Origin of the sequence: Streptomyces roseifaciens, from assembly GCF_001445655.1 — a bacterium.
GTDB lineage: Bacteria > Actinomycetota > Actinomycetes > Streptomycetales > Streptomycetaceae > Streptomyces > Streptomyces aureoversilis.
In genome coordinates this window covers 2,315,915-2,329,325 of the sequence record NZ_LNBE01000003.1, presented here as the reverse complement: position 1 = coordinate 2,329,325, position 13,411 = coordinate 2,315,915, and the positions used below count along the sequence as shown (strand labels likewise).

Sequence of the window (13,411 nt, the reverse complement as noted above, 5' to 3'; positions counted from 1 at the left end):
TTACAGCGCGCGTTCCAGGCGGTCCGCCATCAGCTTGACGAAGCGGGCCGGTTCCTTCGGCTGTCCGCCCTCGGCGAGCACCGCCAGGCCGTGCAGGAGCTCGGCGGTCTCGGCGAGCACCGTGCGGTCCTCGCGCTCGTTGTAGGCCTGGTTGAGGCCCTTCACCAGCCGGTGGTCCGGGTTGAGCTCCAGGATCCGCCTGGAGCGGGGCACCTCCTGGCCCATCGCGCGGTACATGTTCTCCAGAGCTGGGGTGAGGTCGTGCGCGTCGGAGACGACACAGGCCGGAGAGACGGTGAGGCGGGAGGACAGGCGCACCTCCTTGATGTCCCCGTCCAGCTGCTCCTTCATCCAGCCGAGCAGTCCGGCGTACTCCTCGGTCTGCTTCTCCCGCTCGCCGTCGGAGGTGTCCTCGCCCTCGCCATCGAGGTCGATCTGCCCCTTGGCGACGGACCGCAGCTTCTTGCCCTCGTACTCGCCGACGGCGTCCGCCCACACCTCGTCGACGGCATCGGTGAGCAGCAGCACCTCGATGCCCCGGTCCCGGAACGCCTCCATGTGCGGGGAGTTCTCGATGCTCTGCCGGGACTCGCCGGTCAGATAGTAGATGTCGTCCTGCCCGTCCTTCATCCGCTCCACGTACTGCTTGAGCGTGGTCGGCTCGGTGTCGTGGTGCGTGCTCGCGAACGACGCGACGGAGAGGAGGACGTCGCGGTTCTCCGAGTCGGTGACCAGTCCCTCCTTCAGGACCGTGCCGAACTCCCGCCAGAACGTGGCGTAGCGGTCCTGGTCCTTGGTCATCATGTCCTTGACCGTGGACAGGACCTTCTTCGTCAGCCGTCGCCGCATCATCTCGATGTGACGGTCCTGCTGGAGGATCTCGCGGGACACGTTGAGCGAGAGGTCCGCCGCATCGACGACGCCCTTGACGAAGCGGAGGTACGGCGGCAGCAGCGCCTCGCAGTCGTCCATGATGAACACGCGCTTGACGTACAGCTGCACGCCGCGCTTGGAGTCCCGCGCGAACAGGTCGTGGGGTGCGTGGGCGGGGAGGAACAGCAGGGCCTGGTACTCGAAGGTGCCCTCCGCCTGGAGCCGGATCGTCTCCAGCGGGTCGCGCCAGTCGTGGCCGATGTGCTTGTACAGCTCGTGGTACTCGTCGTCGGATACCTCGCCGCGCGGGCGGGCCCACAGCGCCTTCATGGAGTTGAGCGTCTCGGCTTCGGGCGCCTCGTCGCTCTTGTCGTCCGTGCCGGAGCCCTCGGGGGCCATCCGGATGGGCCAGGTGATGAAGTCCGAGTACCGCTTGATGATCTCCCTGATCTTCCACGGGGAGGTGTAGTCATGGAGCTGGTTCTCCGGGTCGGCCGGCTTGAGGTGAAGCGTGACCGAGGTGCCCTGCGGCGCGTCGTCGACCGTCTCCAGCGTGTACGTGCCCTCGCCGCGCGAGGTCCAGCGGGTGCCCTGGCTCTCGCCGGCGCGCCGGGTCATCAGGGTGACCTCGTCCGCCACCATGAAGCCGGAGTAGAACCCGACGCCGAACTGGCCGATGAGTCCTTCCGCTCCGGCCGCGTCCTTGGCCTCCTGAAGCTCCTGGAGGAACTTGGCGGTGCCCGAGTTGGCGATCGTGCCGATGAGCCGCCCGACCTCGTCGTACGACATGCCGATGCCGTTGTCCCGCACCGTGAGGGTGCGGGCCTCCGTGTCGATGTCGATGTCGATGTGCAGATCGGACACGTCCGCGTCGAGCGCGTCGTCCCACAGCTTCTCGAGACGCAGCTTGTCCAGCGCGTCGGAGGCATTGGAGACGAGCTCCCGCAAGAAGACATCTTTGTTCGAGTAGACCGAGTGAATCATCAGCTGCAGCAGCTGACGAGCCTCTACCTGAAACTCAAAGGTTTCACTCGACATGTTCGCGAATACCTCACAGGTCCTGTCGCCAGATCTGACGGAAGCCACTGTAAAACACCACGTCAGGGCAGTGGCCGGGATGTGGAAAACGGTGGCTGGTTCCGCGCTGCGCATCCGCGCTCGGGTGCCGGTCCCGTACCGGGCCCGGTGTGCCGCCCAGCAGCAGGGCCGGACGCTGGGCAGCTCGCCCAACGGTGTCTCGGGCAGCGCCGGGTCCCGCCTGCTCATCGACCTCTCCAGCGCCCCGGCCTTGGTGCCTTTACCGTCCAGGCCGGCACCACACCGGAGTCCGGCTACGGACGGGGCGTCGTCTTCGCCGGCATGGGCGGCATGGGCGGCATGGGCGCCGGCCTGGGCGCCTGGAAACCGTCATGGGAGCCGTCCCATGGCCGTCGCCGAGACCTGATGCCCAGGTCATGTGCGGCGGCGGTAGGAGTGTGCGGCGATGGTCAGGCCGACGCCCCATACCAGGAACTGGGGGATGCCGTAGGCAACGATCCAGGGGCTGAAAACGCCGTCGTCGTTGAAGTGGTTGATCGTCTGCGCAGCGGCCCAGCCGGTGTACAGGAGGAGGAAGGCCGAGACGATGAAGGCCGTGGCGGCCAGCGTCCGGCGCGGAACCCGGCACCCGGCCAGGAACGGAGTCCAGCTCGGGAACACCACACCCCACGGCCGGACCAGGCTCAACGCCAGGATGCCCGCCAGTAGGGCCAGGCCGTTGAGTACCAAGAGGTACGGGCCGCCACCGCCCGCGTACCACCCCCGGAACTTGTCCTCGTCCGCCCAGAGGGGAACGCCCAGCGCCCAGACCGCGTGGAGCGGGATGAACCCGACGGTCGCGGAGAGTGCCGAGGCACAAGCGGCTCGGACGGCCCACCGGGGCGGCGGCGGAACCTCGGCAACTGCGTTCCCTGGACGGCGGACAGCGAATTCGGACATGGCTCGGGGCTCCTGATGAGATGGAAGTTCGTGGTCAAGAGCCACGGTTCCATGGGCCCGCGTGCGAGGGCATCGAGCCCGGGACTGAAGATCACTCATCCTCCGAGGCGGCCAAGGCAGCGAGCCTCTCCCCCACGCGGGGGAGCCGGTCTCATCCTCATCCACCCGGTAGACCACGCCGATGACACTTCACAGCGCCACTGGTCAACAGACATGCCACTACGGCCCGCTTCTCCTGCCGCTGAAGGCGTAGCGGACCGATAGGTGGTCGGAGGCCTGGAGGTTCTGGACTTCGCCGGTTACGGCGGGCGGGGCCGGGGTGGCGAGGCTGCGCACCGCGTAGTCCAGGGGCTCCTGGGGTGCATGGTCGGGTGTGTGGCAGCGTTGGGCGGGCAGACGACGCCGGTCTGCGAGCGCACCCACGGCCTTCTGGCGGGCGGTCTGCCGACGCCGGAGTCCGCGTGCGGTTGAAATCGCCGAGCCTGATCCACTGGGTTGTGGTCCGGCATTGCACCTGCAGGGCCGGATCCTCGGCGTTGAACCCTCCGCCGGAGGCTGCATGCACCGTGTAGAAGGTCATGTTGTCCACTGCCCCCGGGGCGCCGTCGCCGATCTCCACGCCGAGGGCGGGCCGCAGGTGCGGGCCGGCGAGGGAGGCCACCACCCGGACCCGGACCGCATTCAGGTCCGCCGCTCGTTGCCCACCTCCTGGAGGGCGACCACCTGGGCCCGCTGGGCGAGTCGCAGGACGTAGGAGTACCAGGGCTGATGGTCCCGGTCTTCGGGGCGCGTCGGGGACCGGACGGCCCTTCCTGCTGGGCATTGGTCCCCGATCCTCCGCGCACCCGGGCTGACCTGCTGTGCGGCTGCTAAACCTGACGGTGGCCGCGGTTGTGCAGGGCCAGTGGGCCTCTTCTTACTTCGCTCTTGCTTCTCTTCTTGCTTGTTTGTCTCTCTTTCTCTTACCCGGGAGCGTCATGCTGTCTGCCGAATCAGCCTCGGTCATCCGGGCCACCCTGCCTGCCGTCGCCAGGGAGCTGGACCAGATAACCACCCGCTTCTACGCGACGATGTTCACCGAGCACCCCGAGCTGCTGGACGGCATGTTCAACCGCGGCAACCAGGCCGGCGGTGCGCAGCGGCGGGCGCTGGCCGGGGCTTTCGCCGCCTTCGCCGGGGCGCTGGCGGCCGACCCCGGCACCCGCCCCGACACGCTTCTCGCGCGCATCGCGCACAAACACGTGGCCGTCGGTGTCACCGACGACCAGTACACGATCGTGCACAAGTACCTGTTCGCCGCCATCGCAGAGGTACTCGGCGAGGCGGTCACCCCTGACGTGGCGGCCGCCTGGGACGAGGTCTACTGGCTGATGGCAGGGGCCCTCATCGCCCAGGAAGCCCGCCTCTGCCTCGAAGCACAGGTACGGCCCGGGCATCCCTGGCGGCAGTGGACCGTCCTGGAGCGGCGCGAGGAGACCACCGACACCGTCTCCTTCCTCCTGCGCCCGGCCGACGGCGGCCCGGCGCCGCGGGCCCGCGCGGGGCAGTACGTCAGCGTGCGGGTGAAGATGCCCGACGGCGTTCACCAACTGCGCCAGTACAGCCTCTCCTCGGCCCCCGGCGACCAAGTCCGCCGGATCACCGTCAAGCGTGTACGTGGTGGCGGTGCTCCCGAAGGTGAGGTTTCGAACCTGCTGCACCGCACCCTGCAGGCGGGCGACCAACTCACCGTCTCGGCACCCTTCGGCGACGTGGTGCTGGACGAGAGCGACACGCCGCTGGTGCTCATCTCCGCAGGTATCGGCTGCACCCCGATGACCGGCATGCTGGAGCACCTCGCGGCCACCGCCTCCACCCGATCCGTCAGGGTCCTGCACGCCGACCGCTCCCCCGCCGACCACGCCCTGCGCCATGACATGACCCGGCTGGTCGACGTACTGCCCGCCGCACGGGCCACGTTCTGGTACGAGCAGCCCACGCCGGAGGCGCCCGGCTCCCGGACGGGGCTGATGCACCTCGACGGGCTCGGTCTGCCGACCGACGCGAGGGTGTACCTGTGCGGCCCACTGCCCTTCATGAGGGAGATCAGGTCGCAGCTGCTCCGTGGCGGCATCGCTGCCCGCAACATCCGCTACGAGGTCTTCGGCCCCGACCTGTGGCTGGCCGACGCCACCGCCTGACCGGGTACTGCCGCCCGACCGGACGCTGCCGTTTTCCAACTCCGCTTGGATGAGCCCGGTGGAACCGCGCCCAGTGCCGTGGGGCAATCCAAGCGCGACCTGTCAGCGACAGCCGCGGGCGTTGAGCCGGGCGGCCTGGCGGGTCAGGTGGTCGCGTTCGGCGAGGTTGGGTGCCTTGGGGGCCGCCTCGGCGTACAACCGTGCCGCCGTCGCCAGGTCGCCGTTGCGCTCGTGGAGGTACGCCGCCACCGCGGTATGGCGGGGCAGTGAGTCGTCCAGCGCCGCGAGCGCCGCGAGCGCCGCCAGGCCGGCGCGCGGTCCGTCGGCCTCGCCGACCGCCACTGCGCGGTTGAGCCGGACGACAGGGCTGTCGGTCAGGCGCACCAGTTCGTCGTACCACTCGACGATCTGCACCCAGTCGGTCTCCTCGGCGGTGGGCGCGTCGGCGTGGAGCGCCGCGATGGCGGCCTGGGCCTGGTACGCGCCCAGCCGGTCGCGGGCGAGGGCCGCCTGCAGGATCTCGACGCCCTCGGCGATCGACCCGGTGTCCCACCGGCCGCGGTCCTGCTCGGCGAGCGGCACCAGGCTGCCGTCGGGCGCGGTCCGGGCGGCGCGCCGGGCGTGGTGGAGCAGCATGAGGGCGAGCAGCCCGGCCACCTCGGGGTGGTCGATCGCGGCCGCGAGCTGCCGGGTGAGCCGGATGGCCTCGGCGGCGAGGTCGACGTCGCCGGAGTAGCCCTCGTTGAAGACCAGGTAGAGGACGCGCAGCACGGTGGCGACGTCGCCGGGCCGGTCGAACCGCACGCCGGAGACGGTGCGCTTGGCCCGGCTGATGCGCTGCGCCATGGTCGCCTCGGGGACCAGGTAGGCCTGGGCGATCTGGCGGGTGGTCAGCCCGCCGACGGCGCGCAGCGTGAGGGCGACCGCGGACGACGGCGTGAGCGACGGGTGGGCGCACAGGAAGTAGAGCTGGAGCGTGTCGTCCACCGCGGGCGCGAGCCCGGGTGCCGGTTCCCCGTCGACGAGGTCCTCACGCCGGCGGCGGGCGGCGTCCGCGCGGGTCGCGTCGAGGAACCGGCGCCAGGCCACGGTGATCAGCCAGCCCTTCGGGTCCCGTGGCGGGTCGGCCGGCCAGATGCGGACCGCTTCGACCAGCGCGTCCTGCACGGCGTCCTCGGCCGCCGCGAAGTCGGCTCCGCGGCGGACGAGGATCCCGAGCACGCTCGGTGTGAGGCTCCGGAGCAGGACCTCGTTCACCTGGGATGTCACTCATCACTCCGTGATGGTGGGCGGCGCGGCCAAGAACGGGCGCAGCTCGAGCCACTCGTGGATGGGCTTTCCGCCGGCCCCGGGGGCGGCCGACAGTTCCCCGGCGAGTTCGACGGCGCGCTCGTAGCTGTCGACGTCGATCACCATCCAGCCGGCGATGAGGTCCTTGGTCTCGGCGAACGGGCCGTCGGTGACCGGCGGGCGACCCTCGCCGTCGTACCGGACGAACGTCCCCTCGGGGGCGAGCGCCTGGCCGTCGACGAACTCGCCGGTCCCCTCGAGCCGGGCCGCGAAGTCGTTCATGTACTGCACGTGGGCCGAGATCTCTTCCGGCGTCCACTGGTCCATGGGCACGTCGTTGACCGCAGCCGGGGCTCCGCGGTAGTGCTTGAGCAGCAAGTACTTGGCCATCGTGTTCTCCTCGGTGCTGGTGCGACCCATTGTGGTCGCGTTCACTGCAGGGACGGAGCCGGTCACGGGTTCTCGACATCGCCGTCGGAATTTCTTTGGCTCTCGTAGTCGAGGGGTTGAGCGCGGGCACTGCCGGTTCCGGGTTCCGCCCTCTCCTCGTTCCGGCGGAGCCCGCCGCCGGGTGCCCGGTTCCAGCGGAGCCCGCCGCCGGGTGCTCGGTTCCACCGGACCGGTTCAGCTGCGGTGTCAGTCGGCGACTGACCCGGCGTGACCGCCGACGTCCTCACTCCTTTCGACGAGGAGCATCGCCACGTCGTCCGCCAGGCTGCCCCCGGTGTGCCGGAGCAGCCCCTGGTGCAGGTGGTCGAGGAACTCCTGCGGGGTGGTGTCCGGGTGGACCGCTTCCACGGCTTCGGCCAGGGGGAAGAAGGCGTTGTCGCGGTTGCGGGCTTCGATCACGCCGTCGGTGTACAGCAGGAGGCGGTCGCCGGGAGTGAACGGGAAGGTCTCCGCCTCGGAGAGTCCGATGACGACGTCCTCCAGCCCCAGTGGCGGCTGCGGGGAGGCGGGCACGAGCATCCGAGCCTCGCCCCGGTGCAGTACCAGTGGGGGCGGGTGGCCGCGGTTGACCACGTCGACGACGGGCCCGTCCGGCACCTGCGCCACGAGCGCGGTGACGAAGCCCTCGACCAGGGATTCCTCGGCGAAGGCGCCCGGCACGGCGCGTTCCCGCCTCAGCGAGGCCATGCAGTGGTCCATGACCTCGGCCAGGTCGTGTTCGTAGTGCGCGGCCTCCCGGAAGGCGCCCAGCACGGCCGCGGCCGCGCGCACGGCGGGCAGCCCCTTGCCGCGGACGTCCCCCACGAGCAGCCGGACCCCGTACCGGGTCTGCACGGCTTCGTACAGGTCGCCGCCGATCTGTGCGCCCTTCTCGGCCGCGAGGTACATGCTGGCCGCCCGGAGCGGGCCGAGCCGCTCGGGTACGGGCCGGAGGATGACCTCCTGCGCCGCCGCGGCGATGCGGCGGACCTGGTCGAGCTCGTGCTGCCTGCGCGTACGTACGGCGCTGCTCGTCATGATGCTCGCCGCGGACACCAGGAAGAGAGCGAGGAAGTTGGTGTAGACCTGCTGGCTGCCCCATGCCTGGTTGTAGGTCGCCGTGCATACGCTGACGGCTGTGGCGACGGCCGCCGCGGCAACGGTGCCCTTGGGCCCCATCGTGACCGCGGCCAGCGCGGGCGTCGCAGTGAGCATAGGACCCGTGTACAGGAAGTGCGCGGGTGAGAACTCGATGCCGATCACGATCAGGGCGAGCGCGAACGGTAGGCATTGCCCCAGCGTGAACAGTCCCCTGCTGTGGGTGCCCGTTCCTGGTCGAGGGGGTGAGCGGAAGAGCCACCGCATGTCTACAGACTCCCCCGTGGAGCCTCAGCGGTCCACTTGCAGCCCGCGCCGTCGGCGCCGTGAGCTATCGGGGGTACCCGGCATGGCCTCGCTAATGGCCTCGGAGCCGGTACCGCCGCCGTAACGGTCGTACCCAGTGGCGGAAGTCCTGCCCACGCGGGTCGGGTCGTAAGGGCGGCTACGGCATCCCACGGCGTCACGGACGGGAGTCGGTGCTGATTGCTGCTTCGCTGTCACCGGTGTGAAGGTGCGGCGGACAGGAGCGCGGTCCAGTCCTGGCCGGCGGCCCAGTCGGAGAAGCTGTGCCAGCCGGCTTCGGGGTAGTCGCGGCGCAGTCCGGCGACATCGACGTCGAGGCCTGAGGTGGTGAAGTACTCGAACATGGCTGCCAGGTCGGTGGAGCGGGTCCGGACGTGGTCCAGGGGGACCTCGTGGTGGGCGACCGGACGGCCGGTGGCCTCCGCGAGGGATTGTGCGATCTGGGCGGGGGTGCGTTCGTCGGAGGCGATGTCGATGCGCTGGGCGTTGAATTCCTCGCGGCGCTGGAGGGCCAGGGCGGCGAAGGTGCCGATGTCGGCGGCGGGGATGAGGGTGAGCGGCCGGTCGGCGGGCATGGGCCAGGCGAAGGTGCCGTCGCGCAGTCCGTCGAGGGTCCAGCCGCCGGCGTAGTTGTCCATGAAGGCGGCCGGGGCGATCACCGTCCAGGGCACGCGGGATGTGCGCAGGTGCTGCTCGATCCGGCGCTTGCTCTCGTAGTGCGGGACGCCGGTGCTGCGGTCGGCGTGGGCTGCTGAGGTGAACACGATGTGCCCGAGGCGGGCGGCTGCCGCAGCGTCGACGAGGGCTTTGCCCTGCCGGGTTTCGGTGGCGGTGTCGGTGCCGAAGGGGGTGGTGACCGCGAAGAGGGAGTCGGCGCCGGCGAGGGCGGCCTCGAGGGTCGTGCTGTCCTCGAAGTCGGCGTGGTGCACGTCGGCTCCCAGGCGGCGCAGGGCGTGGGCAGCGGGCGAGTCGGGCCGGCGGGTGAGGGCGCGTACCCGGTGACCGGCGGCCAGTAGCGCGCGGGCGGTGGCTCCGCCCTGGGCTCCGGTGGCCCCGGTGACGGCGACGGTGAGCATGGTTCTCCCTGAGAAGTAGAATGTCTGCGTGGCGCATTAACTGCGCCACGCAGAAGACTACGAGATATCGCTGCGCCGCGCAGCGATTGGGAGTGTGATCCACGTGACGGACTCGCGCCGGTCCCGGCTCTACGAGGAGTTGTCGACGGAGTCCCGCCGCTACCTGGCGGCGTATGCGCTGTTCAACCAAGCTGTCGCCGATCACCTCGACCTGCATCCGACGGACGTGCAGTGCCTGAGCCTCCTGACCGCCGAGCCCGAGCCGCTCACTGTCAGGCAGATCGCCGACCTGACCGGTCTGACCACGGGCTCGGCCACCCGGCTGGTGGACCGGCTCGAACGGGGCGGCTACGTGGCCCGCACACCCGACAGCCAGGACCGCCGCAGGGTCCTGGTCACCCCGGTGCCCGAGCGCATCGCCCGGGTCACCGCAGTGTGGGACGACCTCGCTCCGGCCTGGCACGCGCTTCTCGACAGCCACACCGAGGACGAGCTCGAGGTGATCACCCGGCACATGCGACGGGCACACGACCTCAGCCACACCCAGATGCGTCACCTGCGCTCGCGGCCGAAGCCGGACTGAGCATCCGCAAGCCCTCTCACCACTCTCACGGCCCCGGGGAGGGGAGCCGCGGCGGGCTCAGCCGTTGACGAAAGTGAGGCTGGTCGCGTCGTAGCGGGTACCCGCGACCTGCTCGGCCGGGGCGGCGGCCTCGATGGCGGCGAGGTCCTCGGGCGACAGCTCGACGGCCACGGCCGCGCAGTTCTCCTCCAGGTAGCGCTGTCGCCGGGTGCCGGGGATCGGCACCACGTCTTCGCCCCGGTGCTGCACCCAGGCCAGAGCGAGCTGACCGGCAGTGACGCCCTTCCCCGCAGCCAGTTCGTTCAGCTTCGCGACGATTGCCATGTTCCGTTCGAGGTTGCCGTCGGCGAAACGCGGCTGGCTGCGCCGCAGGTCCGTCTCGGCCAGGCCCTCGACCGAGCTGTACCGGCCGGTCAGGAAGCCGCGCCCGAGCGGGGAGAACGGAACCAGGCCGATGCCGAGCTCGCGGCAGACCGGGGCGATCTCCGCCTCCAGGTCGCGGGTCCACAGCGACCACTCACTCTGCAGCGCGGTGATCGGGTGTACCGCGTGCGCCCGCCGGATGGTCTGCGCGCCGGCCTCGGACAGCCCGAGGTGACGGACCTTCCCGGCCTGCACCAGCTCGGCCATGGCGCCGACGGTCTCCTCGATCGGCACCTGCGGATCGACCCGGTGCTGGTAGTAGAGGTCGATGTGATCGACCCCGAGCCGGCGCAGCGACGCCTCGCAGGCCTGCCTCACGTAGGCGGCGTCGCCGCGGACCAGGGTGGGCTCGCCCAGGCGGTTGGCGAAGCCGAACTTCGTGGCCAGCACCACCTCGTCGCGGCGCCCGGCGACGGCCCGGCCGATCAGCTCCTCGTTGTGCCCGGCGCCGTAGAAGTCGGAGGTGTCCCAGAAGGTCACCCCGAGGTCGAGAGCATGGTGCAGCGTCGCGATCGACTGGGCGTCGTCCGCGGCACCGTAGCCGTGGCTCATTCCCATGCACCCCAGGCCCTGCGCAGAGACCGCCAGTTCGCCGAGGTGGCGGGTGGGAATGTTGTTCATGGTGTTGCCTCCTGAGCTCTGAACCATCTGCCAGGAAGCTAGGTGTTGGATCGCACTCCATGTCAACCCGCCATGAACGACGCCACCTCCACACGCGACGAGCGGCGGGCACCCGCGGACCCGCTCCGGGGCACCGCGACTGTTGCTGCTGTACGTCTCCGGCTCCGCAGCTGACTCGCCGGACGGTCCCTATCCGCAGGAGTGGGGGCGGTGGTCGGCCACCGACACGTTGCAGAGCACGGGCTCTTCCACGTCCTCAGTGGTGAAGACGAAGATTGCGCCCGAGGCGGGGACACGGATCGCACACTGATCCCCAAGAGTCAGCGGCTCGTAGACGCCCCAGGAACATCCGGCCTCGCTCAGCGCCCGCAGAACTTCGCTGTACGTGGGACCACCGGGAAACCTCTCCGCCCGGCCCGACTCCCGTGACGGCCATTCCATCGTGACCCAGTCCGTCTGGACGACGATCGACTCGATCATCTGGCAGCGGGCATGGCAGGTGGCGACCTCCAGACATCCGTACGCGTACAGATACGGCACCCCGCCGGCTCCGACCGAGGAGCCTTCCGCCCACGGCGGCCCCAACTCCACGATGACGTCCTTGAGTTGGGCTCCTATGCGCACCGCGCCAATGCGGCCGGTCTGAGCGAAGGGTATAAGGATGTCCAGAACGCGCATGCTATGCAGGATTTCATGGCGACATCCGCCTGGTCCAATGCCGTGATGACGCGGCAATACTGAGACGGTTGGTCCGCCTGGACACGTGCAGCTCGACCACTGCGGGGACACAGCCATAGGGTCTGGCTTCAGTTGGACTCCGCGGGCGTTTCTCATCTGGCCTGCATCGGAGAAAGTTCGCGACGCTTGCTGCCTGGCGCCGCCAACGGCGTTGATCAAAGATCGCAGACCGGTGGGCCGGGACGAGATCCTCGCCCCCACCCGGCGGCGGGCGGCGGGCGGCGAAAATGGCCCGGCGCCACCTCGTGCCGTGCTCCGAGCTGCCCTAGTACGAGCACGGGCGGGCAGAGGCTGACAGCGCGGGACAATTCTCAGGTCTGATCGGGCCTCATGTCGATGCCGTACCGGCGGCCGATCTCCACCAGGCGCTCGACGTCCGGCGGAGTGGCCGACGGCGGTGGCAGCTCGCGTCGCTGGGCCGGTTCACCGGCTTCAGCGAAGAACTTGTCGATTCCACCCGGCGTATAGGTGATTACCATACGGACCGTGCTCGTAGGTTCGAATCGCTCCAGGGTTCCCGCGGGGATGTGAAAGAACGATCCGGGGCCGCCTTCGAACGTCTCGTCGCCGATGTGGTAGCGCAGAGTCCCCTCGACAACGTAGACACTCTCGGTTCCGGGATGGACATGCGGTGGTGGGCCCCCTCCCTCCGGAATGGTCATCTCCATGACGGTCATCTCACCGTTGGTTTCGTCACCGGACGCCTTGACCTCATAGAGACCGTTCAGCATCCAGAATGCGTCGCCGTCGCCCTTCTGGCGTACGACGGAGTTCTTCGCCATACAGACGCTCCTCACCTTCGCAGCTTCCGCATATGTTCCCGCCGGTGACCCGGTGGAAGGCCGCCATCCGGGTAGATCGCCGGGGCGGGATCGGTAGGCGGCGAGGGCCGTAGGACCGGGTATACGCGACACAACAGATCACGAGCTCAGAGGATTTGACTCGACATCACCTCCCCCGCTTGGCCGGAGCCGAAGCCTGAGGCCGGCCTGGGGTTCCACGTCCGCCGTGACCGGAAGCCTCTGGCTGTGCCAACAGAGCCGGCTGACTGGACCGCCGGATCCCATGCGCGCTGTTTATTCTCCGAGCGCGAAGGACGCTCGTTCCTGCCACGTCGTGCCGTCGTACGCCATGAGGACGACCGATGAGGCGTGGGCGGTGAAGGGAAGCCTGCCGAGGAGGTCGGCTTCGATCTCTTCCAGGACGACTTCGTCCTGGCCTTGAGCGATGGTCAGATGCGGCACGGTCTCGTCGAACCGGCCGCCGTAGGGCGGAGCCTCGGGCCATCGTTCAGCGATCGCCTCGGTGAGCTGCCGCAACGGCGTGTCGGGCTCGGGGACGAGATACAGCACCTCCGGGAGTCGTCCGCACCGCTGGAACCGTAGGCTGAACGCCTGGTGACTTCCCAAAACGTCCACGAGAGTGGAGTAGACCAGCGAATCCATCCGGCTCTCGTCAAGGAACGGGAAGAGAATGGTGACATGCGCTGGAACCCCGGCCTCGGCTGAGGGATCGAACCGATCACGCCACCTGCGGACGGCCGGCTCTGCCTCCGGGATTCTTACGATGAGGCCCGTTTGGCCCACCTGAAACACACTGGTGTTGTCATCTGCCATGACACCGCATGGTCTCATCTCCGCCGCAGACGGCGCGGCTGCTTTTCCGCTGGACGATCGCGGCCGATCAAGTGACGGATGCCCTTGATGTGCGGCGCGTGCTGCTGCACACCGCTCGGGCAGGCAGCCTGCAACTCTGGCCAACCGAATGTTTGGTCTGTGAAATCACCACCGTTGTCCTGGGTCTCGGGTTAAGTGCGA

The 13,411-nt window shown here is 69.3% G+C and carries 13 protein-coding genes; 2 read left to right on the top strand and 11 right to left on the bottom strand.

Going from position 1 to position 13,411, the window contains the following annotated elements; translation table 11 throughout:
• From htpG to AS857_RS40675, 3 genes are all read right to left on the bottom strand, one after another.
• Entirely contained in the window at window positions 1-1,911 is a 1,911-nt protein-coding gene (gene htpG / locus AS857_RS15750; protein ID WP_058043719.1) for a molecular chaperone HtpG, read from the bottom strand.
• A 414-nt stretch (window positions 1,912-2,325) separates the two neighbouring features.
• Window positions 2,326-2,850 (bottom strand): hypothetical protein, encoded by a 525-nt coding sequence (locus AS857_RS15745; protein ID WP_058043718.1) that lies wholly within the window; start codon window positions 2,848-2,850, stop codon window positions 2,326-2,328.
• A gap of 219 nt (window positions 2,851-3,069) precedes the next feature.
• A complete protein-coding gene (locus AS857_RS40675; protein WP_144440836.1) occupies window positions 3,070-3,273 on the bottom strand; it encodes a hypothetical protein in 204 nt (67 codons plus the stop codon).
• A gap of 554 nt (window positions 3,274-3,827) precedes the next feature.
• Between AS857_RS40675 and AS857_RS15735 the strand changes: the two genes are divergently transcribed.
• Window positions 3,828-5,030 (top strand): globin domain-containing protein, encoded by a 1,203-nt coding sequence (locus AS857_RS15735; RefSeq protein ID WP_058043716.1) that lies wholly within the window; start codon window positions 3,828-3,830, stop codon window positions 5,028-5,030.
• Between the two features lie 102 nt (window positions 5,031-5,132).
• On the opposite strand, the gene AS857_RS15730 is transcribed toward AS857_RS15735, so the two are convergent.
• From AS857_RS15730 to AS857_RS15715, 4 genes are all read right to left on the bottom strand, one after another.
• Window positions 5,133-6,287 carry an RNA polymerase sigma factor gene (locus AS857_RS15730; protein WP_058043715.1) on the bottom strand — a complete coding sequence of 385 codons (1,155 nt, stop codon included), beginning with the start codon at window positions 6,285-6,287 and terminating at the stop codon, window positions 5,133-5,135.
• 15 nt (window positions 6,288-6,302) lie between these two features.
• Window positions 6,303-6,710, bottom strand: a complete 408-nt coding sequence (locus AS857_RS15725) for a YciI family protein (RefSeq protein WP_058044175.1) — start codon at window positions 6,708-6,710, stop codon at window positions 6,303-6,305.
• Between the two features lie 246 nt (window positions 6,711-6,956).
• Complete coding sequence (locus tag AS857_RS15720) at window positions 6,957-7,964, bottom strand: PP2C family protein-serine/threonine phosphatase (RefSeq protein WP_338058259.1); 1,008 nt, start codon at window positions 7,962-7,964, stop codon at window positions 6,957-6,959.
• Window positions 7,965-8,347: 383 nt separating this feature from the next.
• Window positions 8,348-9,229: an NmrA/HSCARG family protein gene (locus tag AS857_RS15715; protein WP_058043713.1), complete on the bottom strand. Its 882-nt coding sequence runs from the start codon at window positions 9,227-9,229 to the stop codon at window positions 8,348-8,350.
• Window positions 9,230-9,323: 94 nt separating this feature from the next.
• On the opposite strand from AS857_RS15715, the gene AS857_RS15710 reads away from it, so the two are divergent.
• On the top strand, window positions 9,324-9,812 hold the full coding sequence (locus tag AS857_RS15710; protein WP_058043712.1) for a MarR family winged helix-turn-helix transcriptional regulator: 489 nt from the start codon (window positions 9,324-9,326) through the stop codon (window positions 9,810-9,812).
• Window positions 9,813-9,869: 57 nt separating this feature from the next.
• Here AS857_RS15710 and AS857_RS15705 read toward each other — a convergent pair whose 3' ends face one another.
• The 4 genes from AS857_RS15705 to AS857_RS15690 all read right to left on the bottom strand — a co-directional run bounded on the left by AS857_RS15705 (window position 9,870) and on the right by AS857_RS15690 (window position 13,210).
• Window positions 9,870-10,856, bottom strand: coding sequence for an aldo/keto reductase (locus tag AS857_RS15705; protein WP_058043711.1), 987 nt, complete (start codon window positions 10,854-10,856; stop codon window positions 9,870-9,872).
• Window positions 10,857-11,045: 189 nt separating this feature from the next.
• Complete coding sequence (locus tag AS857_RS15700; RefSeq protein WP_058043710.1) at window positions 11,046-11,534, bottom strand: hypothetical protein; 489 nt, start codon at window positions 11,532-11,534, stop codon at window positions 11,046-11,048.
• Window positions 11,535-11,905: 371 nt separating this feature from the next.
• Window positions 11,906-12,376 (bottom strand): cupin domain-containing protein, encoded by a 471-nt coding sequence (locus AS857_RS15695; RefSeq protein ID WP_058043709.1) that lies wholly within the window; start codon window positions 12,374-12,376, stop codon window positions 11,906-11,908.
• A 294-nt stretch (window positions 12,377-12,670) separates the two neighbouring features.
• The gene (locus AS857_RS15690; protein WP_058043708.1) at window positions 12,671-13,210 is read right to left on the bottom strand and encodes a 2'-5' RNA ligase family protein; all 540 of its coding nucleotides are present in this window, start codon (window positions 13,208-13,210) and stop codon (window positions 12,671-12,673) included.
• Window positions 13,211-13,411: the final 201 nt, after the last annotated feature.

Excerpts from the sequence above, each read along its gene's own strand:
- htpG (WP_058043719.1), bottom strand. The coding sequence starts at position 1,911 with ATGTCGAGTGAAACCTTTGAGTTTCAGGTAGAGGCTCGTCAGCTGCTG.
- AS857_RS15745 (WP_058043718.1), bottom strand. The coding sequence starts at position 2,850 with ATGTCCGAATTCGCTGTCCGCCGTCCAGGGAACGCAGTTGCCGAGGTT.
- AS857_RS15735 (WP_058043716.1), top strand. The coding sequence starts at position 3,828 with ATGCTGTCTGCCGAATCAGCCTCGGTCATCCGGGCCACCCTGCCTGCC.
- AS857_RS15725 (WP_058044175.1), bottom strand. The coding sequence starts at position 6,710 with ATGGCCAAGTACTTGCTGCTCAAGCACTACCGCGGAGCCCCGGCTGCG.
- AS857_RS15720 (WP_338058259.1), bottom strand. The coding sequence starts at position 7,964 with ATGCTCACTGCGACGCCCGCGCTGGCCGCGGTCACGATGGGGCCCAAG.
- AS857_RS15715 (WP_058043713.1), bottom strand. The coding sequence starts at position 9,229 with ATGCTCACCGTCGCCGTCACCGGGGCCACCGGAGCCCAGGGCGGAGCC.
- AS857_RS15705 (WP_058043711.1), bottom strand. The coding sequence starts at position 10,856 with ATGAACAACATTCCCACCCGCCACCTCGGCGAACTGGCGGTCTCTGCG.
- AS857_RS15700 (WP_058043710.1), bottom strand. The coding sequence starts at position 11,534 with ATGCGCGTTCTGGACATCCTTATACCCTTCGCTCAGACCGGCCGCATT.
- AS857_RS15695 (WP_058043709.1), bottom strand. The coding sequence starts at position 12,376 with ATGGCGAAGAACTCCGTCGTACGCCAGAAGGGCGACGGCGACGCATTC.
- AS857_RS15690 (WP_058043708.1), bottom strand. The coding sequence starts at position 13,210 with ATGGCAGATGACAACACCAGTGTGTTTCAGGTGGGCCAAACGGGCCTC.